This window comes from Thiomonas sp. (genome assembly GCF_054608695.1).
Window position 1 is genome coordinate 16,155 of sequence record NZ_JBTRXV010000038.1, and the last position, 21,243, is coordinate 37,397.

Annotated in this window: 18 protein-coding genes, 3 tRNA genes, 1 pseudogene and 1 riboswitch; of the genes and pseudogenes, 5 read left to right on the top strand and 17 right to left on the bottom strand. The window is 62.1% G+C overall.

The genetic code is table 11. The features are described 5' to 3' along the window. Positions 1-17: 17 nt before the first annotated feature. The 3 genes from ACYCUK_RS13195 to ACYCUK_RS13205 all read right to left on the bottom strand — a co-directional run bounded on the left by ACYCUK_RS13195 (position 18) and on the right by ACYCUK_RS13205 (position 2,949). Positions 18-911, bottom strand: coding sequence for an ABC transporter ATP-binding protein (locus ACYCUK_RS13195; RefSeq protein ID WP_461595188.1), 894 nt, complete (start codon positions 909-911; stop codon positions 18-20). A gap of 12 nt (positions 912-923) precedes the next feature. Then, positions 924-1,781, bottom strand: a complete 858-nt coding sequence (locus tag ACYCUK_RS13200) for an ABC transporter permease (RefSeq protein WP_461595189.1) — start codon at positions 1,779-1,781, stop codon at positions 924-926. A 178-nt stretch (positions 1,782-1,959) separates the two neighbouring features. Next, positions 1,960-2,949: an ABC transporter substrate-binding protein gene (locus ACYCUK_RS13205; RefSeq protein WP_461595190.1), complete on the bottom strand. Its 990-nt coding sequence runs from the start codon at positions 2,947-2,949 to the stop codon at positions 1,960-1,962. 50 nt (positions 2,950-2,999) lie between these two features. Then, positions 3,000-3,109, bottom strand: a riboswitch (guanidine-I (ykkC/yxkD leader). Positions 3,110-3,631: 522 nt separating this feature from the next. On the opposite strand from ACYCUK_RS13205, the pseudogene ACYCUK_RS13210 reads away from it, so the two are divergent. Next, a pseudogene (locus ACYCUK_RS13210) lies at positions 3,632-4,104 on the top strand (heme-degrading domain-containing protein). Positions 4,105-5,222: 1,118 nt separating this feature from the next. Here ACYCUK_RS13210 and ACYCUK_RS13215 read toward each other — a convergent pair. Together ACYCUK_RS13215 and ACYCUK_RS13220 are read right to left on the bottom strand one after the other, a co-directional pair. Further along, a tRNA-Gln gene (locus tag ACYCUK_RS13215) sits at positions 5,223-5,291 on the bottom strand. Beyond that, a complete protein-coding gene (locus ACYCUK_RS13220) occupies positions 5,291-5,764 on the bottom strand; it encodes a hypothetical protein (RefSeq protein WP_461595191.1) in 474 nt (157 codons plus the stop codon). The genes ACYCUK_RS13215 and ACYCUK_RS13220 overlap by 1 nt, the downstream gene beginning before the upstream one ends. A 311-nt stretch (positions 5,765-6,075) precedes the next feature. On the opposite strand from ACYCUK_RS13220, the gene ACYCUK_RS13225 reads away from it, so the two are divergent. Genes ACYCUK_RS13225 through ACYCUK_RS13240 form a run of 4 tightly spaced genes read left to right on the top strand, consistent with a single transcriptional unit; the run spans position 6,076 to position 8,646 of the window. After that, on the top strand, positions 6,076-6,444 hold the full coding sequence (locus ACYCUK_RS13225; protein ID WP_461595192.1) for a hypothetical protein: 369 nt from the start codon (positions 6,076-6,078) through the stop codon (positions 6,442-6,444). Positions 6,445-6,498: 54 nt separating this feature from the next. Next, positions 6,499-7,401 (top strand): rolling circle replication-associated protein, encoded by a 903-nt coding sequence (locus ACYCUK_RS13230; RefSeq protein ID WP_461595193.1) that lies wholly within the window; start codon positions 6,499-6,501, stop codon positions 7,399-7,401. Positions 7,402-7,420: 19 nt separating this feature from the next. After that, the gene (locus ACYCUK_RS13235) at positions 7,421-7,711 is read left to right on the top strand and encodes a hypothetical protein (protein WP_461595200.1); all 291 of its coding nucleotides are present in this window, start codon (positions 7,421-7,423) and stop codon (positions 7,709-7,711) included. Then, positions 7,627-8,646, top strand: a complete 1,020-nt coding sequence (locus ACYCUK_RS13240) for a tyrosine-type recombinase/integrase (RefSeq protein ID WP_461595201.1) — start codon at positions 7,627-7,629, stop codon at positions 8,644-8,646. Before ACYCUK_RS13235 ends, ACYCUK_RS13240 begins: the two co-directional genes overlap by 85 nt. 14 nt (positions 8,647-8,660) lie before the next feature. Here the strand turns inward: ACYCUK_RS13240 and ACYCUK_RS13245 are convergent. The 12 genes from ACYCUK_RS13245 to ACYCUK_RS13300 all read right to left on the bottom strand — a co-directional run. Further along, positions 8,661-8,737, bottom strand: a tRNA-Met gene (locus ACYCUK_RS13245). Between the two features lie 78 nt (positions 8,738-8,815). After that, positions 8,816-13,027: a DNA-directed RNA polymerase subunit beta' gene (gene rpoC, locus ACYCUK_RS13250; RefSeq protein WP_461595194.1), complete on the bottom strand. Its 4,212-nt coding sequence runs from the start codon at positions 13,025-13,027 to the stop codon at positions 8,816-8,818. 81 nt (positions 13,028-13,108) lie between these two features. After that, positions 13,109-17,212 (bottom strand): DNA-directed RNA polymerase subunit beta, encoded by a 4,104-nt coding sequence (gene rpoB, locus ACYCUK_RS13255; RefSeq protein ID WP_461595195.1) that lies wholly within the window; start codon positions 17,210-17,212, stop codon positions 13,109-13,111. 188 nt (positions 17,213-17,400) lie between these two features. Next, positions 17,401-17,775: a 50S ribosomal protein L7/L12 gene (gene rplL, locus ACYCUK_RS13260; protein ID WP_461595196.1), complete on the bottom strand. Its 375-nt coding sequence runs from the start codon at positions 17,773-17,775 to the stop codon at positions 17,401-17,403. A 94-nt stretch (positions 17,776-17,869) separates the two neighbouring features. Then, positions 17,870-18,370, bottom strand: a complete 501-nt coding sequence (gene rplJ, locus ACYCUK_RS13265) for a 50S ribosomal protein L10 (protein ID WP_461595197.1) — start codon at positions 18,368-18,370, stop codon at positions 17,870-17,872. 299 nt (positions 18,371-18,669) lie between these two features. Then, entirely contained in the window at positions 18,670-19,374 is a 705-nt protein-coding gene (gene rplA, locus ACYCUK_RS13270; RefSeq protein ID WP_461595198.1) for a 50S ribosomal protein L1, read from the bottom strand. Further along, positions 19,375-19,806 carry a 50S ribosomal protein L11 gene (rplK, locus tag ACYCUK_RS13275; protein ID WP_112487799.1) on the bottom strand — a complete coding sequence of 144 codons (432 nt, stop codon included), beginning with the start codon at positions 19,804-19,806 and terminating at the stop codon, positions 19,375-19,377. It abuts the gene before it with no gap. Between the two features lie 48 nt (positions 19,807-19,854). Then, on the bottom strand, positions 19,855-19,980 hold the full coding sequence (locus ACYCUK_RS13280) for a hypothetical protein (protein ID WP_461595199.1): 126 nt from the start codon (positions 19,978-19,980) through the stop codon (positions 19,855-19,857). 4 nt (positions 19,981-19,984) lie between these two features. Further along, positions 19,985-20,539 carry a transcription termination/antitermination protein NusG gene (gene nusG, locus ACYCUK_RS13285; RefSeq protein WP_112487800.1) on the bottom strand — a complete coding sequence of 185 codons (555 nt, stop codon included), beginning with the start codon at positions 20,537-20,539 and terminating at the stop codon, positions 19,985-19,987. A 12-nt stretch (positions 20,540-20,551) separates the two neighbouring features. Next, positions 20,552-20,935 carry a preprotein translocase subunit SecE gene (gene secE / locus ACYCUK_RS13290; protein ID WP_112487801.1) on the bottom strand — a complete coding sequence of 128 codons (384 nt, stop codon included), beginning with the start codon at positions 20,933-20,935 and terminating at the stop codon, positions 20,552-20,554. Between the two features lie 28 nt (positions 20,936-20,963). Further along, positions 20,964-21,039, bottom strand: a tRNA-Trp gene (locus ACYCUK_RS13295). Between the two features lie 77 nt (positions 21,040-21,116). Further along, a partial coding sequence (locus ACYCUK_RS13300) for an EF-Tu C-terminal domain-related protein (RefSeq protein ID WP_461595172.1) occupies positions 21,117-21,243 on the bottom strand: 127 nt, incomplete at its 5' end.

Consider the following 21,243-nt stretch of genomic DNA (forward strand, 5'->3'; position numbering starts at 1 on the left):
ATCTCCTTGTGACGTGCTCACACCTGCCCTCCGAGGGGGCGCGAGTCCGCCGAGGAACGCCCCTCGGCCCTGGCTTCGAGATGCTTGCTGAGCTGATCGAGCTGATCGAGATCCGTCTTCATGCCCGAGGTCTCGCGGATGCGCTGCAGGATCTGGCGCTTGAGGGCGAGGAACTCGGGCGTCGCCTTCAGCTCCTGGTCGCGCCGCCTGCCGAAGGGAGCGCCCACCACGCTGTCGATGCGCCCGGGGCGCGGCGCCATGACCACCACGCGGTCGCCCAGGTACAGCGCCTCGTCCACGTCGTGGGTGACGAAGACGATGGTCGTGCCTTCGAGCTGATGCACATGGCGGATGAGGTCGTGCATGACCTCGCGCGTCTGCGCATCGAGCGCGCCGAAGGGCTCGTCCATCAACAGCAGCTTGGGCCGGTTCATCAGCGCGCGGGCGATGGCCACGCGCTGCTGCATGCCGCCCGAGAGCTGGTTGGGGTAGTAGCCGGCGGCGTGCGTCAGGCCCATGAGCTGGAGCAGCGCGTCGGAGCGGCCGGAGGCGATTTCCACATCGTTGCTGGTGAGGTTGTCGCGCACCACCCGCAGTTGGCGGCTGAAGCGGATGTTGTCCTTCACCGTCAGCCAGGGATAGAGGCTGTAGTGCTGGAACACCATGGCGCGGTCGGAGCCTGGGCCGTGAATGGGCTGGCCGTCGAGGATGACGTTGCCGCCGTCGTAGCTTTCCAGCCCGGCGAGGATGCGCAGCAGGGTGGACTTGCCGCATCCCGAAGCCCCCACCAGCACCAGAAACTCACCCGGTGCGACGCGCAGCGACACGCGGTCCAGCACCAGCAGGGGCTGCTCCTTGCGGCGCGCAAAACTCTTGCTCACGGCCTCGAAATGCACTTCGGATTGCGTCATGGCCTCGGCGCCTCAAACGCGCTTCCAGGGGAAAGCCAGGCGGTAGGCCCAGCGGAATGCCAGGTCGAACAGCAGGCCGATGAGCCCGATGATGAAAATGCCGACAAAGATTTTTGGCGTGTTGAGGAAGCGCTGGCTTTGCAGGATCTGGAAGCCCAGGCCGCTGTTGGCCGCCACCATCTCGGCCACCACCAGATAGGTCCAGGCCCAGCCCATGTTGATGCGCAGGATGTCGAGCAACTCGGGCAGGATGCCGCGCCAGATCACCAGGCTCAGCACCTCGCCCTGGCGCGCGCCCATGGTGTAGGCCACTTCCAGATAGTTCTCGGGAACGCGCCGCACCGCGTCGGCCACCATGACGATGATCTGGAAAATCACGCCGATGAAAATGATGGCGATCTTCGAGCCTTCGCCGATGCCCACCCACAGCAGCACCAGCGGGATGAAGGCCGAGGCCGGCATGTAGCGCACGAAGTCGTTGACCGGCTGCAGCAGCGCCTCGAACCATTTGTAGGCGCCGATGTAAAGGCCCAGCGGCACTCCGATGATGGCCGCGAGCAAGAAGCCCATGACCACGCGGTAGATGCTGATGAAGGTATCGTCCGACAGGCCGTTGCGCAGCCAGTCGATGAAGCTGTGCACCACGTCCAGCGGCGAGGGCAGGAACAGCGAACCCACCCAGCCGCTTGCGGCCACCACTTGCCAGACGATGAGCGGCAGTAAAAATCCGCTGACCGACAAGGCGACGTAGGCCCAGTTGGGAATGGCCGCGCGGATGCGCAGGCCATCCCTCCAGCGCCGGCTGGTGCGCGGTGTTTGCGACTTGGCAAGCGGCAGGGAACTGCCGGCGTCCAGAGGTTGTGCGCTCATCGTGACTCCAGCGGCGCCATGCGCCTGATCTCTCGTGCGAATGCCAGGACCGCATCAGCCAAGTCAGCAAATACCGCGCCAATCCAACGGACCGCAACTCCCTCGGGGTAAGGCTGCGGCATGGTCTCGGCCTGGGGGTTCTCAAGCAGGCCGTGGCGCGGGTCGGCGGCTGCCAACATCACGGCTTCATCGCGGCTTTCACGATGCCGGCGTCGATGAAGCCGGCCGGATCGGGGGTCGCGGTGATGGCCTTCTGGCTCACGAGAAAGTCACCCGTGGCGGCCGTGCTCACATACAGCGACACCGGCGCCGTGCTCTTGCTCATGGCCTCCAGATTGAGCTTGGCGCCGAACAGCTTGGTGCCGGCCAGGCTGAGGGCGTATTCCTGCGGCTTGAGGCCGACGTGAGGCGCCATGATCTCGGCCGCTTTCATTGGGTTGGCTTCGATGAACTTCACCGCCGCGAACCAGGCCTTGGTCATGCCGACGAAGTCCTTCTGGTGCGCGGCCAGCGCGGCGTCGCGGGCATACACCACGTCTGGAATCAGGCCAGGGGCGGACTTGCTGGTGAACAGGGGATGGCCTGCCTTGTGTTGCTGGATGCGCTGAATCCAGGGGTTCCACACCCCGGCGGCCGGCACCTTGCCGGCAATGAGCGCCGCCGCTGCATCCCCGGTGGACATATTGACGAAGTTCACGTCCTTCTCGCCCATGCCGTGCATTTTCAGCGCGGTGGCGGCGAGGTAGTTCTCGATCGAGCCGATCTCCACGCCCACCGTCTTGCCCTTGAGTTCAGGGAAGGTCTTGATGCTGTTGCTCACCATCAGCGCGTCATTCCCGGCCGAGTTGTCGGTGACCAGAATCACCTTGGCCGGCACCTTCTTCTCCACCGGCGAGAGCGTGTCGATCAAGGCCTGGCAATTGGCGTCGATCTGCCCGGCCGACAAGGCGTTGACCGAGGTCATGTAGTCGGGAAACCAGACCAGTTTGACGTCAGCGCCGTATTTCTTGAAGTAGCCCTCCTTCTCCGCCACGTACCAGGCCACCCAGCCCGGCCAGTCGGACACGCCCAAGGTCACCTGGGCAAACGAGGGAATCGGGTGCAAGGCCAGCGTCAATAAGCCAGCGGCAGGCAGAACTTTGCGCAACAGGGTTTGCAACAGGGTCATGGCAGGCTCCGGGTTTCAAGGGACAAAGGGGAGGCGCGCCGCAATGGGCGTCCTCCCGGGCTTTTATCCCTCCGTGGAGCTCCGCAGTCGCAAAGCCGGCAAGCTCTCGGACCAGACATCGCGCCATACAAACGCAACCGGAACCCTAGCCCGCCTCAGTGCGCGCCATCAGCGCGCCTCCTGACGAGGTAGAAGCATGAAATATGCCAGCGCAGATCTGCGGCTTCCCCTGAGAATGGCCTGTCGGCATGCCGATGGCGCACGCTGAAGCGAGCAGGTTCGCACCAAGCCGGAGCATCGGCGCGCCTGCATGGTGCGCCAACGGTCGCCGTCAAGCCGCGCGCTGCCCAAAGCGCTTCGGTTCAAGCGGCAGAGCGAAGTCCTCATCGAGCGCGAGCGGATTCGCATCATCCTGCGCCCGAAGCCCGGGCCAGGGATGCAGCAATGCATTGAGGCACTCGACGCATTCGAATCCTGCCCGCACGGGATTTGGCAAAGAGTCTTGCCGTGGTTAGCATGGCCGCCGGCGAGACTGCCGAAGGTGTCGTCATCACCCAAAGCCGTTGGCCAAGGCGATTTCGATCGCGGCGATGGGATGGGGCCGCCCGCCCTGGATCATCAGCAAAGTGCAAACATGACCGTGATGACCGTGCCCGAAAGACGGGCGATTGCGAGGAATGGATTGGACGTCAAACAGGAACTGGATCGGGTTGCAGCCCAGGAGACGGAGCTGGCGTGCGAACCCGTCGGCGCGGATGCAGCCTGGCGCCTGGGCTCGTTGCTGCGCGAGGCAGCGCTCGAGCGCTGCGCCGCCCTGGCCATCGAGGTGCGCCTGGGCGGGAAGACGGTGTTCTTCTCGTCGATGGCCGGGGCCACGCCCGCCACGCCGACTGGGTGCGGCGCAAGCGCAACACCGTCGAGTTGCAGGCGCGCAGTTCGTACGCGGTGGGTCTTGCGCTGGGCGCCGAGGGCAGCACGCTGCAGGACAAGATGGGCCTGCCGCTGCGCGATTACGCGTCGCATGGCGGCAGCTTTCCGCTGCGCAGCCGCAGCGGGCTGCTATGGGGTGCGGTCACCGTGTCCGGGCTGCCGCAGCGGGAAGATCACGAACTGGTTGCCGCAGTCCTCGCGAAGTGGCTGCGGGAGCTGGCGTGATTGGGCCGGGGAGCCGATTGCGCTGGGGCGTGCAGTCGACTGTGGCGCCGAAACGTCTGGCACCGTAGCGACGGTCCGCCGCTCAAGGAACTCAGCGAAGGTGAGCGAGCGCAGCAGCGCACAGGTCTTCGGCAAAGCCGGGCTGCGAGCTTGTGTAGCGTTCGGCGCGCTCGAGCAGACGGCGCGCGTCGCGGCGCGTGATCACCGCTTTGCGCGCAGCCGCGCAGCGCCAAGCGCAAGCTGCAGAGGTGACGCGACAGCGGCGCGGGGTTTGGATGTCGAGGCAGGTTTGGCGAGGGATGCAGTCATGATGAATCTCCAGATTGTGTTGCACTGCACAATAGGGTAAACACTTAATTCTTGCTCGCCAGCAGAAGCTCCCATGATTGGCCTATGGTCATCCACGCGGCCTCACATAGCGCCTGGCGGGGGCGCCGGCGCAGAGCGGCCCGGCTTCATCACCGGCGTGGTTCATGGCGCTCGGCCCATCCCCACGGGGCTCCCCCCAGCGGGTTTTCTTGATGCCACACCGACACACCGAAGCTCGAAGCAAGTCCCGTCGCGATGGCCGGGCTTGTCGTTTCTGCAGCCGCAGACATGCCCAGCCATTCCCGCAAAAAGCCTACACAGCGCCTACATGAACGCCGGGCAACAAAAAGCCCGGAGGGTGGGTCCGGGCTAAGTGCTTGATTCAATTGGTTGCGGGGGCAAGATTTGAACTTGCGACCTTCGGGTTATGAGTCGCATCAAGCATAAAAAAGACAATTATTTTCAATGAGTTAGGTCGGTACTCGTTGCCGAATTCGACTGTAGAAAGGCACAACTATGTCACAAGCAGTATTTCTAGGTCACAACACCCAAGGCTCAAAAATGGCAATGCTATGGAAGTTTGATCCGTTTGCGATCCTCTGTGCGGTGGCAAGGAGCAACAAACGAGGGCCTTGCCCAAAAAAAAAAGACCATCGACCTTGCCGGGTCAACGGTCCTAGGCTATCCTAAAATCGTTGTCGTTTCGGGTCGCGCCATTACCCGTAATTGTGAGTTTTCTCAGCGCGTTACGTCATGGCGGGGGCATAGCATCCTCCTGAAAAGAAAGTTGTAAAGCTTCTGCGAACAGGTGGAGCGGATCGGAATCGAACCGACGCGCGGTAGGTCCAAAGTCTCCGCGTCGTACCAACGACCGCCCCTAGACAAGACTATCCCCTGTAAGGTTGCCGCCTTCAGGGGTTTTTTCTTTGTTTCGTAGAAACCAGCCACCGTCTTTGCGCCGCATTTCAAAATGATTGGATCGGCTCAGGTAGACCGAAAGATTCCTCTCGGGCTCTGTCCCGCCAAGAGTGATCCCGCGCTTCACTAGATCAGCCAATAGTTGTGCCGTGGTCATCGGGGCTTGCTTGGTAAGAATCTCCGAGACGGCTCGCTCAATTTTTTCACGTTGCGTTATCACATTCGTTTCGGCTAGACGCTGCTCAATCTTTCCCAGGATGCTTTCTCCCGATGATCGGCGACCCATTGCTGCTAGGGGTGAAATAGGGCGATCCCGTTGATTGGCAAACGAAGCTAGGCGGGACAGTGTACGTTTAAAGGTTTCAAGTTCATCAATTTCCTGTTGCAGTTCGGCGATTCGTTGATTTGCTATTTGAAGTAGGTCGTTGCTCATGTGGCCTCCTTTTCTATTGCGTTCGCTCAGTATATCTTTGTTGTAGAGGTGGAGTCAACGGTCGTTGATTCAGTAATGTTCGTTGCTTGGTGGGTGTATTTCGCCTGCAACGGGAAAGACGCAGGGCGTGTGAGAGCGCCCCGCTATGGTCGGTGTAGCTGAACAACATTACCCACAAACCAGTAAGTGGCGTGACAGAACAGCGTGGTTACATGCCACATGGGGGCCACCCTTTTTTGTGGCCTTGCTTCCCAGCGTCCGAGCCAGTGATTGAGGGTTTTTTATCTTCCCTCACCTGCTATGCTTCCCACATGACCAAAGCCCGCCGTCACGCGCCACCTCTTGAGGCCGAAGAAGCCAAGCGCCTGCTTGAGCGCATCGACAAGGCTATGCACGATTTCAAGGGCCAACTTGACGAGTTGGAGTCGGCGGTTGGCATGTGCGTCCTTGGGCGGCACGTTGGCTGGAAGGTGCTCTACTTAGTCCACAGCAAGAAGACCGTCGCCAAGTATGAGGCGATCCTTGGCATCAAGATCCGCGAGGAGTTCCCAGAGGTCGGCCCTGAGGCGGAGCGTTCGCTTGCCTTTAAGGCAGTGCAAGCGGTTTCCAATTTTTGGAAGGTTGTCTCTGGCGAGCACAAGCTCGAGCTGGATCGAGAGCAGCGTCGCACGATTCAATAAGGGAATGTAAAAACCCCTTGACGGTATATCAAGTTCCCTCTATAGTGGGGGAATATGAATACCCCGTACGTCCAGGATTCCGTAGCACCACAAGCGCAGCCGCATTGCGCGCCCCTGGGCGCGCTTGCGGCTGCGGTGCCTTCTGGGCTTGTCACCTTTAAAACAAGTGACACGCAGGACTATCAACCCATAGAGATCGATCAGCGAAAGGCTCGCATGAAGAGGCTGCGTCGTTCCGTCACCACTGCGGCGCGCATGTTCGATTTCACCTTGCAAAGCCGTCTTTTCAAACCGGCCATGCTCACGCTGACGTACCGAGATGTCGATGGGTTCTCGCCCCGCGATGTTTCGGAACTCCTCAAGCGCATACGCCACTGGCTCGAACGCCGTGGCCACACGCTGCGCTATGTGTGGGTTGCCGAGCTGCAGAAGCGCGGCGCTCTCCACTACCACGTGCTCCTTTGGCTGCCGCGTGGACTGACTCTTCCCAAACCTGACAAGCAAGGATGGTGGCCCCATGGACACACCCGCATCGAATGGGCGCGCAACGCCGTCGGATACCTCTGCAAATACATCAGCAAGTTCGATGGAGAAGAGCAGCTACCAAAGGGCGCCAGGCTCCACGGCTCGGGCGGGCACGACGATTTCTCAAAGTCGGTACGTCGGTGGTTCAACTTGCCCACATGGCTTAAGCATCTCGCGGGAGTCGGCGAACGCTTTGTGCGAGTCCAACGTGTTGGCTTGGTCGCAACAGATTCGGGGCTTTGCATGCAATCGCCCTGGCGGGTGTCTGTTAGCGGAGGCCGAGTTACGGCGACGGAACTCTTCCGCTACGTAGATGGCATTCCCAATATCGCTGGACCGTACTCGCGTTTGGACTTTGTCCGCGACGGCCTACCCCCTGCTTCGTCCACAGCACACCTGATTTCTCACCATGCGCACGCTCAGCCTCATTGAAGCCGCTGCGTTCCTCAGGATGCACCCGGAAGAAGTGCGTCGCAGGAGCAAGGTAGGACTCATTCCTGGTGCCAAAGCAGGGCGTGCCTGGGTGTTCATTGATGACGATCTTGCCGACTGGTTGCGCGGACTTTATGCCGCGCCTCGGCAAGCCTTGCGAGTGGCACTGAACAAGGAGTTGGAGCGATGCCACTTTACAAACGCGGCAAGACCTGGTGGGTCGACATTCTCGTTCCCAACGGAGAACGAATACGCCGCTCTACTGGGGTTGAGTCCAAAGCCCTCGCGCAGGAATTCCACGACAAGCTGAAAGTCGAGGCATGGCGGATCTCGAAGCTAGGTGAGAAGCCACGCCATACCTGGAACGAGGCGGTCGTGCGTTGGCTCAAGGAGCAGTCGCACAAGGCCACCATCGATGAAGATAAGACCAAGCTGCGGTGGATGGATCGCTTTCTGCGTGACAAGTCCCTGGACACGATCAATCGGGCTGCGGTGGACCGTCTGACCGAAGCACGCCAGGCCGAGGGTTTGAGCAATGCAACAGTGAACCGAACGTTGGAAGTCTTGCGCGCCATTCTGCGCAAGTGCGAGCAGGATTGGGAATGGCTCGAAAAGGCCCCCAAGATCCGCATGCTCAAGGAACCCACGCGCCGCATTCGCTTCCTGACACGGGACGAGGCGCAGCGGCTCTTGGCCGAGCTGCCGCCTCATCTTGCCGACATGGCAGCGTTCTCCCTAGCCACCGGCTTACGCGCCTCCAACGTGAGTGGCCTAGAGTGGTCGCAAATCGACATGGAGCGGCGCGTTGCTTGGATCCATGCAGACCAGGCGAAGGCTAGGCGAGCCATTCCTGTGCCTCTGAACAGCGAGGCGCTAGGAGTTATTCGCAAGAACGCGGGCGTGCATGCAACGCATGTGTTCAGCTACCACGGCAAGCCCATTGTCCAGGTCAGCACCAAAGCTTGGTATGCCGCGCTCAAGCGTGCGGGCATCGAGGATTTCCGATGGCATGACTTGCGCCACACCTGGGCGAGCTGGCACGTGCAAAGTGGCACGCCGCTGTTTGCCTTGCAGGAGATGGGCGGCTGGGAGAGTGCCGAAATGGTGCGGCGCTATGCGCACCTGGCGGCGGATCACCTGGCCCCCTATGCCGAGCGCCTTGGAACTCTGTGGGGTGCGACGTCCGCGCTCATTGACACAAATCTGGCACAGACGCCCAAAGAAAAAAGACCTAGCGCGAGCTAAGTCCTTGAATATTCTGGTTGCGGGGGCAAGATTTGAACTTGCGACCTTCGGGTTATGAGCCCGACGAGCTACCAGGCTGCTCCACCCCGCGTCTGGAATCTATAAGTATACCCTGAATCGGAACTTCGCGCATCTTTTGTCGGGTGACGGTGCGCTTGTCCGGGTGGGATTAGAGGCTGGCTTCTTCGCCGGCCTGGGCTGAGCCGCTGTCTTCCAGGGCCTGGAGTTCGGCGGCGGCTTGGGCGGTGCGTTCGGCGTGGTCGAGCACTTCCTTGGCTTTGCGGGCCTGGTGGAAGGCCATGCCGGAGCCTGCGGGAATCAGGCGGCCGACGATGACGTTTTCCTTCAAGCCGCGCAGCTCGTCGCGCTTGCCCATGATGGCGGCTTCGGTCAGCACGCGTGTCGTTTCCTGGAAGGACGCGGCGGAGATGAAGCTGTCGGTGGACAGGCTGGCCTTGGTGATGCCGAGCAGGATGTTGTTGAAGGTTGCGGGGACCTTGCCTTGCTCGGTGAGCTTGGCGTTGGTTTGCAGCACTTCGGAGCGCTCCACCTGCTCGCCGGTGATGTACTCGCTCCCGCCCGAATCCTTGATCTCGACGCGCCGCAGCATCTGGCGCACGATCACTTCGATGTGCTTGTCGTTGATCTTCACGCCCTGCAGGCGGTAGACGTCCTGCACTTCGTCGACGATGTAGCGCGCCAGGGCTTCGACGCCCAGCAGACGCAGGATGTCTTGCGGCTCGGCCGAGCCGTCGACCACCAGTTCGCCCTTGTTGATGACCTGGCCTTCGTGGACGAGGATGGTCTTTTCCTTGGGCACGAGAAACTCGTGGCTCTGGCCGTCGAGGTCGGTGATGACCAGTCGGACCTTGCCCTTGGTTTCCTTGCCGAAGGACACGGTGCCGGTGATCTCGGCCAGCATGCCGGCGTCCTTGGGCGAGCGCGCCTCGAACAACTCGGCCACGCGCGGCAGACCACCGGTGATGTCGCGGGTCTTCTGGCCTTCCATCGGGATGCGCGCCAGCACTTCGCCGGGACCGACGTCCTGGCCGTCGCGCACTTGAATCAGCGCGCCGACCTGGAAGCCCACGGCCACGGCGTGCTCGGTGCCGGGAATCTTGACTTCATGGCCTTGCTCGTTGAGCAGCTTGACCTGCGGCCGGATGACCTTGGCCGAGCCGCGGCGCTTGGGATCGATCACCACCAGGGTGGACAGGCCGGTGACCTCGTCCACCTGCTTGGCGACGGTGACGCCTTCCTCGATGTTCTCGAACCTCACGCGCCCGGCGTACTCGGTGATGATGGGGCGGGTGAGGGGGTCCCAGTTGGCCAGCGGCGTGCCGGCCTTGATCGCCAGGCCGTCCTTGACGAACAGCAGGGCGCCGTAAGGCACCTTGTGGCGCTCGCGCTCGCGGCCGTAGTCGTCGGTGATCAACACCTCGCCGGAGCGGGAGATGACCACCTGCTCGCCCTTGGAGTTGGTGACGTAGCGCATGGTGGCGGTGAAGCGTGCCGTGCCCGCGCTCTTGGCTTCCACGCTGGAGGCCACGGCGGCACGCGATGCAGCGCCACCGATGTGGAAGGTGCGCATCGTCAGCTGGGTGCCGGGCTCGCCGATGGACTGCGCGGCGATGACGCCAACCGCTTCGCCGGTGTTCACCAGCACGCCACGGCCGAGGTCGCGGCCATAGCACTTGGCGCACATGCCGTAGCGGGTTTCGCAGGTGAGCGGAGTGCGCACCTTGATCTCGTCGATCCCGGCGGCTTCCACCATGTCGAGCAGGTCTTCGTCCAGCATGTCGCCGGCGGGAATGATGACTTCCTGCGTCTCGGGGCTGGTGACGTCGGTGGCGGCAACGCGGCCGAGCACGCGGTCGCGCAGCGACTCGATGACCTCGCCGCCTTCGACCAAGGCACGCATGGCCACGCCGTGGGTGGTGCCGCAGTCCTGCTCGGTGATGACCAGGTCTTGCGTCACGTCCACCAGGCGACGCGTGAGGTAGCCGGAGTTGGCGGTCTTCAGCGCCGTATCGGCCAGGCCCTTGCGCGCGCCGTGGGTGGAGATGAAGTACTGCAGCACGTTCAAGCCTTCACGAAAGTTGGCCGTGATGGGGGTCTCGATGATGGAGCCGTCAGGCTTGGCCATCAGGCCGCGCATGCCGGCCAGCTGGCGAATCTGCGCAGCGGAACCGCGCGCACCGGAGTCGGCCATCATGTAGATGGAGTTGAACGATTCCTGGCGGCCTTCCTTGCCGTGGCGGTCGGTCACGGGCTCGGTGGCCAGGCGGTTCATCAGCGCCTTGCCGACTTCGTCGCCGGTGCGGCCCCAGATGTCCACCACCTTGTTGTAGCGCTCGCCCTGGGTCACCAGGCCGGAGGCGTACTGCTGCTCGATTTCCTTGACTTCCTTCTCGGCGTGGGCGATCAGGGCGTGCTTTTCCTGCGGGATCAGCATGTCATCCACGCTGATGGAAATGCCCGCGCGGGTGGCCAGCGCAAAGCCCGACTGCAGCAGCTTGTCGGCGAAAATCACCGTGTCGCGCAGGCCGCAGCGGCGGAACGATGAGTTGATCAGGCGCGAAATTTCCTTCTTCTTCAGCGCCTTGTTCAGCACGCTGAACGGCAGGCCCTTGGGCAGAATTTCCGACAGCAGCGCACGGCCGGCCGTGGTTTCCACCACCGAGGTCTTGGGCGTCAGGGCCTTGGTGGCCTTGTCGCGCTCGTACTCGGTCAGGCGCACGCTGACGCGGGCGGTGATTTCAAGGTCGCCGGACTGCAGGGCGCGATGAATTTCGCCGATGTCGGCAAACACCATGCCTTCGCCCTTGCCGTTGATGCGCTCGCGGGTGGCGTAATACAGGCCCAGCACCACGTCTTGCGACGGCACGATGGAGGGCTCGCCGTTGGCCGGGAACAGCACGTTGTTGGAGGCCAGCATCAGGGTGCGGGCTTCCATCTGCGCTTCCAGCGACAGCGGGACGTGCACGGCCATCTGGTCGCCGTCGAAGTCGGCGTTGAAGGCGGCGCAGACCAGCGGGTGCAACTGAATCGCCTTGCCCTCGATCAGCACCGGCTCGAACGCCTGGATGCCCAGGCGGTGCAACGTGGGTGCACGGTTGAGCATCACCGGATGTTCGCGGATGACCTCTTCCAGGATGTCCCACACGATGGGGGTCTGCGAATCGACTTCCTTCTTCGCCGCCTTGATGGTGGTGGCCACGCCCATGGCTTCCAGGCGGTTGAAGATGAAGGGCTTGAACAGTTCCAGCGCCATCAGCTTGGGCAGGCCGCACTGATGCAGCTTGAGCGTGGGGCCGACGACGATGACCGAACGGCCGGAGTAGTCGACGCGCTTGCCCAGCAGGTTCTGGCGGAAACGGCCGCCCTTGCCCTTGATCATGTCGGCCAGCGACTTCAGCGGGCGCTTGTTCTGGCCCACCATGGCCTTGCCACGGCGGCCGTTGTCCAGCAGTGAATCGACCGCTTCCTGCAGCATGCGCTTTTCATTGCGCACGATGATTTCCGGCGCCTTGAGTTCGAGCAGGCGGCGCAGGCGGTTGTTGCGGTTGATGACGCGGCGGTACAGGTCGTTCAAGTCGGAGGTGGCGAAGCGGCCGCCGTCCAGCGGAACCAGCGGGCGCAGGTCCGGCGGCAGCACCGGCAGCACGGTCAGCACCATCCACTCGGGCTTGGAGTTGGTCTTGCGGAACGCGTCCAGCACCTTCAGGCGCTTGGAGTTTTTCTTGACCTTGGTGTCCGAGCCCTGCAGGTCGCCGCGCAACTCGCCGGTTTCCTGCTCCAGGTCCATATGCGCCAGCAGGTCGCGAATGCCCTCGGCGCCCATGAAGGCGACGAACTCGTCACCGAACTCGGTGCGCTTGGCGGTGTACTCGTCCTCCGACAGCACCTGGCGACGCGTCAGCGGAGTCATGCCCGGGTCGGTGACGACATAGGCCTCGAAATACAGCACGCGCTCGATGTCGCGCAGCGGCATGTCGAGAATCATGCCCAGACGCGAGGGCAGGCTCTTCAGGAACCAGATGTGCGCCACCGGCGAGGCCAGCTCGATGTGGCCCATGCGGTCGCGACGCACCTTGCTCTGCGTGACTTCGACGCCGCATTTCTCGCAGATGACGCCGCGATGCTTCAGGCGCTTGTACTTGCCGCACAGGCACTCGTAGTCCTTGATCGGACCGAAGATCTTGGCGCAGAACAGGCCGTCGCGCTCGGGCTTGAAGGTGCGGTAATTGATGGTCTCGGGCTTCTTCACTTCCCCGAACGACCAGGAACGAATCTTTTCCGGCGATGCCAGGCCGATGCTGATGGCATCGAAATGCTCGTCCTTCTGGAACTGCTTGAACAAATCGAGTAAGGCTTTCATGCGAACCTCCAAATCCTGTGTGTCAGTAAGGCGCAAATCAGGGGTGCGATCCCGGGCACGCTGGCCCGGGAGGCGAGTCGATCAGTTGCGCTCAAGTTCGATATCCAGGCCCAGCGAGCGGATTTCCTTGATCAGCACGTTGAACGACTCGGGCATGCCCGCCTCGATCGAGTGCTCGCCCTTGACGATGCTTTCGTAGACCTTGGTGCGGCCGTTGACGTCGTCGGACTTCACCGTCAGCATTTCCTGCAGCACGTAAGACGCGCCATAGGCTTCCAGCGCCCACACTTCCATCTCGCCGAAACGCTGGCCGCCGAACTGCGCCTTGCCGCCCAGCGGCTGCTGCGTCACCAGCGAGTACGGGCCGGTGGAGCGGGCGTGCATCTTGTCGTCCACCAGGTGGTGCAGCTTGAGCACATGCTTGTAGCCGATGGTGACGGGGCGCTCGAACGCATCGCCCGTGCGGCCGTCGAACAGCACGGCCTGCTTCTTGGAGGCGGTGAGCTTGAGACGCTGCGCCACCTCGTCCGGATAGGCCATCTGCAGCAGTTGGTCGATTTCCTTTTCGGAGGCGCCGTCGAACACCGGGCTGGCGAAAGGCATGCCCTGCTTCAGGTTGTCGGCCAGCTCCAGGATTTCAGCGTCGGACAACTGCTCGAGTTGCTCCTGCTTGCCGCTGAAGTTGTAGAGCGAGCCCAGCAGCTTGCGCATCTCGGTGGCCTTGACGTGGCTGCGCAGCATGTCGCCAATGCGGTCGCCCAGGCCATGCGCGGCCCAGCCCAGATGGGTTTCGAGGATCTGGCCGATGTTCATGCGCGAAGGCACGCCCAGCGGGTTGAGCACGATGTCCATCGGCGTGCCGTCGGCCATGTAAGGCATGTCTTCCTCGGGCAGGATCTTGGAGACCACGCCCTTGTTGCCGTGACGTCCGGCCATCTTGTCGCCAGGCTGCAGGCGGCGCTTCACGGCGAGGTGAACCTTCACCATTTTCAGCACGCCGGAGGGCAGTTCGTCGCCCTGGGTCAGCTTGCGGCGCTTTTCTTCGAACATCTGGTCGAACTCGTGGCGGCGCTTCTCCAGCGAATCCTTGAGCTGCTCGATCTGCTGCGCCACGGCTTCGTCGGCCGGGCGGATGTCGAACCAGTGGTAATGGTCCACTTCCTTCAGATACTCGGCCGTGACCACGGTGCCCTTGGTCAGCTTCTTCGGCCCGCCGGTGGCTGGCTTGCCGATCAGCAGCTTGCCGATACGGTCGAACGTGTCGGCCTCGACGATGCGCATCTGGTCGTTCAGGTCCAGACGGTAGCGCTTGAGCTCGTCGTCGATGATCTGCTGGGCGCGCTTGTCGCGCTGAATGCCTTCGCGGGTGAACACCTGCACGTCGATGACGGTGCCGTACATGCCAGACGGCACGCGCAGCGAGGTGTCCTTCACGTCGGAGGCCTTCTCGCCGAAGATGGCGCGCAGCAGTTTTTCTTCCGGCGTGAGCTGGGTCTCGCCCTTGGGCGTGACCTTGCCCACCAGGGTGTCGCCGGCTTCGACCTCGGCGCCGATGTAGACGATGCCCGACTCATCCAGCCGCGCGAGTTGGCTTTCCGACAGATTGGGAATGTCACGGGTGATTTCTTCCGAGCCCAGCTTGGTGTCGCGGGCGACGGCGTTCAACTCCTCGATGTGGATGGAGGTGTAGCGATCTTCCGCCACGACGCGCTCGGACAGCAGGATCGAGTCCTCGAAGTTGTAGCCGCTCCAGGGCATGAAGGCCACCAGCATGTTCTGGCCCAGGGCGAGTTCACCGAGGTCGGTGGACGCGCCGTCGGCCACCACATCGCCGCGGGCGATGATGTCGCCACGCTTGACGATGGGGCGCTGGTGAATATTGGTGTTCTGGTTGGAGCGCTGGTACTTGATGAGGTTGTAGATGTCCACGCCGACTTCGCCGGCCAGGGTTTCCACATCGTTCACGCGCACCACGATGCGGGCGCTGTCGACATAGTCGACCACGCCGCCGCGCAAGGCGGTGACGGCCGTCCCCGAGTCGACCGCGGTGACGCGCTCGACCCCGGTGCCGACGAAGGGCTTTTCGGGCCGCAGCACCGGCACGGCCTGGCGCTGCATGTTGGCGCCCATCAGCGCGCGGTTGGCGTCGTCGTGCTCCAGGAAGGGCACGAGCGATGCAGCCACCGAGACGATCTGCGCCGGCGACACGTCCATGTACTGCACGCGGCTGGGCGAGACCAGGATGGTTTCGCCGTTTTCACGCGCCGACACCAGCTCGTCGATCAGGCGGCCTTGTTCGTCGATGCCGGCATTGGCCTGGGCAATGACGTACTTGCCTTCCTCGATGGCCGAGAGGTAGTCGATCTGGTCCGTCACCTGACTGTCGGCCACGCGGCGGTAAGGCGTCTCGATGAAGCCGTATTCGTTGAGCTGCGCGAACAGCGCCAGCGAGTTGATCAGGCCGATGTTCGGGCCTTCCGGCGTCTCGATCGGGCAGACGCGACCATAGTGGGTGGGATGCACGTCGCGCACCTCGAAGCCGGCGCGTTCGCGCGTCAGGCCGCCAGGGCCCAGGGCCGAGACGCGCCGCTTGTGGGTGATTTCCGACAGCGGGTTGGTCTGGTCCATGAACTGCGACAGTTGCGAGGAGCCGAAGAACTCCTTGATGGCCGCCGAAATGGGCTTGGAATTGATGAAGTCGTGCGGCATCAGGTTTTCGGTCTCGGCCTGGCCGAGACGCTCCTTCACCGCGCGCTCGATGCGCGACAGGCCGGCGCGGAACTGGTTCTCCGCCAGCTCGCCGACGCAACGCACGCGACGATTGCCGAGGTGGTCGATGTCATCCACCTCGCCACGGCCGTTGCGCAACTCCACCAGCATCTTGATGACGGCCATGATGTCGTCATGCGACAGCACCATCTCGCCTTCGATTTCCTCGCGACCGAGGCGGCGGTTGAACTTCATGCGGCCCACGCGCGACAGGTCGTACGCGTCGGCGTCGAAGAACAGGCGCTTGAACAGCGACTCGACCGCGTCCTCGGTCGGCGGCTCGCCGGGGCGCATCATGCGGTAGATGGCGACCTTGGCCGCGAGCGGCACGGTGGTCTCGTCGATCCGCAGGGTCTGCGAGATGAACGGGCCATGGTCGAGGTCGTTGGTGTAAAGGGTTTCGATGCGGCGAATGCCAGCGTCGCGAATTTTTTTCAGTACGGCATCGGTCAACTCTTCGTTGGCCAGAGCGACGATTTCGCCGGTGTCTTCCGACACCACATTGCGCGCCAGAACCTTGCCCACGAGGAAGTCTTCCGGCACGGAAATGCGTTGCGTGCCGGTCTCTTCGAGGGTGCGCAAGTGGCGCACGGTCACGCGCTTGTCCTTGGCAACGACCACATTGCCCGACTTGTCGACGATGTCGAAGCGCGCCACTTCACCCTTGAAGTGCTCGGGTACGAATTCCATCATCGCGCCCTGGTCCATCAGGTCGAAATGGTCGAAGCTGAAGAAATGCGCCAGGATCTGCTCGTTGTTCAGGCCCAGGGCCTTGAGCAGAATGGTGACCGGCATCTTGCGGCGACGGTCGACGCGGAAATAGAGGATGTCCTTCGGGTCGAACTCGAAGTCCAGCCAGGAGCCGCGGTAGGGGATGATGCGGGCGGAGAACAGCAGCTTGCCCGACGAATGGGTCTTGCCCTTGTCATGCTCGAAAAACACGCCCGGCGAGCGGTGCAACTGCGAGACGATGACGCGTTCGGTGCCGTTGATGATGAACGAGCCCTTGTCGGTCATGAGCGGGATCTCGCCCATGTACACCTCTTGCTCCTTCACTTCCTTGATCGTGGGCTTGGCCGCTTCGCGGTCCATCACGATCAGGCGCACCTTGGCGCGCAGCGCGCTGGCGTAGGTCAGGCCACGCTGCTGGCACTCGCGCATATCGAACGCCGGGCGTGCCAGGTTGTAGCCCAGGAACTCCATGCGCACGTTCTGGTTATGCGAGACGATGGGGTAGATCGCCATGAACGCGGCCTGCAGGCCTTCATCCTTGCGCTTGTCGGACGGAACGTCCTTTTGCAGGAAAGATTCGTACGATTCGAGCTGGGTGGCCAGCAGGAAAGGAATATCAATAACGCCTTGGCGGGTGCCAAAGCTCTTGCGAATCCGCTTCTTTTCGGTGAACGAGTAGGACATGGACGCTCCGCTGCGCAGGACTGAAACCGTTTTGGAATGCACACCACTGCAGGTGCACATTCAAAAACCGATCCGAAAACCATAACCAACCACAACCAACCGCATACAACGACAAACCGCGCCCGTTTGAAGGCGCGAAAGCCCGGAAGGCCAAATCAGCCTTCCGGGCCAGGTCGGTGCCGGGCGAATTACTTCAGTTCCGCCTTGGCGCCAGCTTCCTCAAGCTTCTTCTTCGCGGCTTCGGCGTCAGCCTTGGCGATGCCTTCCTTCACCGCCTTGGGCGCTGCGTCCACCAGGTCCTTGGCTTCCTTCAGGCCCAGGCCCGTCAGTTCGCGCACGGCCTTGATGACGGACACCTTGTTGGCGCCGACTTCCAGCAGCATGACGTTGAATTCCGTCTGCTCTTCAACAACCGCTGCAGCGGCGCCAGCACCCGGGGCGGCAACCGCCATGGATGCGGCGGACACGCCGAACTTCTCTTCGAACGCCTTCACCAGGTCGTTCAGTTCCAGAACCGTCATGCCGCCAACGGCGTCCAGAATGTCGTCTTTGCTCAATGCCATTTTGTGTACTCCTGAATTCAATCAATAAAGGTTGGGTAGAACTACGGGTCGTTCCGTGTCGCGAAGGGTCGAAGCGTGGATGGCTTCACTGCGCTCAGGCAGTGGCCTCTTCCTCGCGCTTCTTCGCCAGTGCGGCCACCGAGCCGACAAAGCCGGTGAGCGGCGCCTGCATCACGCCCAGCAACTTGGCGAGAAGCTCCTCGCGGCTGGGAATGTTGGCGAGCTGCTTGACGCTGTCAGCATCGAGCAGTTTGCCGTTGGTGGCGCCGCCGCGGATGATCATCTTGTCGTTGGTCTTGGCAAAGTCGTTGATGACTTTGGCCGCCGCAATGGCATCCTCGGAAAACCCGTAGATCAAGGGGCCGGTCATTTCACCGGCAAGCACCTCGAAACCGGTACCTGTCACAGCGCGTCGGGCTAGCGTATTTTTCAGAACTTGCAGATGCACGCCTTTGCTGCGCGCTTGCGCACGCAGCCGGGTCATGGGCTCCACATCGATTCCGCGGTATTCCGCCAGCACCAGAGTTTGCGCCTTGCTCGCAAGCGCCGCGACCTGGGTCACGACGGCTTGTTTTTCAGTGCGATTCAGACTCAAGGTTGACTCCTGAAGAAAATGGCCTGGACACCGAAGTGCCACAAACCGGGTTGCAGCGTCCTCTGGAGCTCAACAACCCGCCTGGCAGGGCCAGACGAGACTGAAGTTTCCAGCGGGTTCGCCATCTGCGTCGGCTTCGAAGCTCGGGTTGCCCCGTTCTTCGTCATTAAGAGATGCAAGGCATCTCGCCAACGGTCTTGGATCGCTCGGGTTTGCGCCGCGGTTGAAACATTGCAAACCCGACCCACCAAATTTGTTCACGGCAGCGGACCAGCCGCCGCCACTGCATTCCAAATGGCTCAAGCCGTCGCCATGATGCTGGCCGCGTCCACGCGCAGGCCGACGCCCATGGTGGAAGACACCGCGACCTTGCGCAGGTACACGCCCTTGGCCGTTTGCGGGCGCGACTTGTTCAGCGCTTCCACCAAGGCTTGCAGATTGCTCTTCAGCGCATCGGGCCGGAAGGAGGCGCGGCCGATGGTCGAATGCACGATGCCGGCCTTGTCGGCGCGGAACTGCACTTGACCCGCCTTCGCGTTCTTCACGGCGCCAGCCACGTCGGGCGTCACGGTGCCGACCTTCGGGTTGGGCATCAAGCCGCGCGGGCCGAGAATTTGGCCGAGAGCGCCAACGATGCGCATGGCGTCGGGCGAGGCGATGACCACGTCGAAATTCAGATTGCCGGCCTTCACTTGCTCGGCCAGATCTTCAAAGCCGACGATGTCGGCGCCGGCAGCCTTGGCTTCCTCAGCCTTGGCACCTTGCGCGAACACCGCCACGCGCTTGACCTTGCCGGTTCCGGCGGGCAGCACGACCGAGCCGCGCACGACCTGGTCGGATTTGCGGGCGTCAATGCCCAGGGCCACGGCAACGTCGATGGATTCATCGAACTTGGCCACGGCGCATTCCTTGATCAGGTTCAGCGCGTCGTCCACCGAATACAGCTTGTTCGCCTCGACTTTGGCGCGCAGTGCCGCATAGCGCTTGGGTAGTTTCTTGGCCATTTACACGCCCTCCACAATCACGCCCATCGAGCGGGCCGTACCCGCGATGGTGCGCACAGCCGCATCCAGATCGGCGGCAGTCAGATCTTTCATCTTGGTCTTGGCAATGTCCTCGAGCTGCGCGCGGGAAATCTTGCCGACCTTGTCGGTCAGCGGCTTGGCCGAGCCTTTATCCAACTTGATCGCCTTCTTGATCAACACGCCGGCGGGCGGTGTCTTGATGATGAAGGTGAACGACTTGTCGGCATAAGCCGTGATGACCACGGGCAACGCCAGGCCCGGCTCCACGCCCTGGGTCTGGGCGTTGAACGCCTTGCAGAACTCCATGATGTTGAGACCACGCTGGCCCAGGGCCGGGCCGATGGGCGGTGACGGATTGGCCTTGCCGGCCGGGACTTGCAGCTTGATGAAGCCGACGATTTTCTTCGCCATGCAGTTTCTCCTATCGAGTTCAAACGCCCACGCGAGCAGGCTCCTCGTTCATGCGGCCTCTGCAATTCCGAAATCAATCGGAACCGGGTTCATCGCAGCATGCCGGGCCGCCCGCATGTCGCGTTGTACCTGGATGCGTTCCCTGTTCGGGCCCAGCTCCAGGTTAAAAATCATGCGGTCAGAGTTTTTCGACCTGTTGGAATTCAAGCTCCACCGGAGTGGCACGACCAAAGATGGTGACCGAGACGCGCAGCCGCGATTTCTCGTAGTTCACCTCCTCGACATTGCCATTGAAGTCGGTGAATGGGCCTTCTTTGACCCGCACCATCTCGCCGGACTCGAACAGCACCTTGGGGCGCGGCTTTTCCACGCCTTCCTGGATCTGGCTCATGATCTTGCTGACATCGGCTTCGCTGATCGGCGCGGGCCGATTCTTGGCGCCGCCGACGAAGCCCGTCACCTTGCTGGTGTGCTTCACCAGGTGCCAGGTGGCGTCATCCATTTCCATCTCGACGAGCACATAGCCAGGGAAGAATCGGCGTTCGGTAATGGTCTTGCGACCATTTTTCATCTCCACGACTTCTTCGGTCGGCACCAGAATGCGGCCGAATTTCGACTGCATTCCAGCCCGCTCGATGCGCTCGAGCAAATTGCGCTCGACCGCCTTTTCCATGCCTGAATAGGCATGCACGACGTACCACTGCTTGAGGCCGGCAGGCAAGGTTTCAACCATCGACCACTCCGATTAATGTTTCCAACCCAGGATCAGGTCGTAGAAAATCCACTCAAGCGACTTATCGGTGATCCAGAGGAAAAGGGCCATCAGGATGACGAAGCCGAAGACGATCGCCGTCATCTGGATGGCTTCCTTGCGCTCCGGCCAGACGACCTTGCGCACCTCACGAACAGACTCTCGAGTATAGGCAATCAGGGCTTTCCCGGGTTCCGAGAGCAGGAATAACCCGGCTGCCAGCGCCAGTAAAACCACCAGCGCGAGCACGCGCAGCCACAACTCCTGGCTGTGCAAAAGGTAATAGGCCGCAAAAGCGGCCAGAAAAACGACACCTGCCGCCCCCAGCTTGGCCTTGTCGGCCGCAGTGGAGACGGTTTCTACATTCGGATTGGCCATGGTTGACTGGTTGTGCTGAACCCGGTTGTGGCAGGGGCAGAGGGAATCGAACCCCCAACCTTCGGTTTTGGAGACCGACGCTCTGCCAATTGAGCTATGCCCCTGTGGAACCCTTCTGATTGGCCACTGTACTGCTCATCCCAGGACTGGCTTCGATGCAAGCCCGAAGCCAAACCTTGCCTTACTCGATAATTTTCGCCACGACGCCGGCGCCGACGGTACGGCCGCCCTCGCGAATGGCAAAGCGCAGGCCTTCTTCCATGGCGATCGGGTGGATGAGCTTGACGGTGATGCTCACATTATCGCCC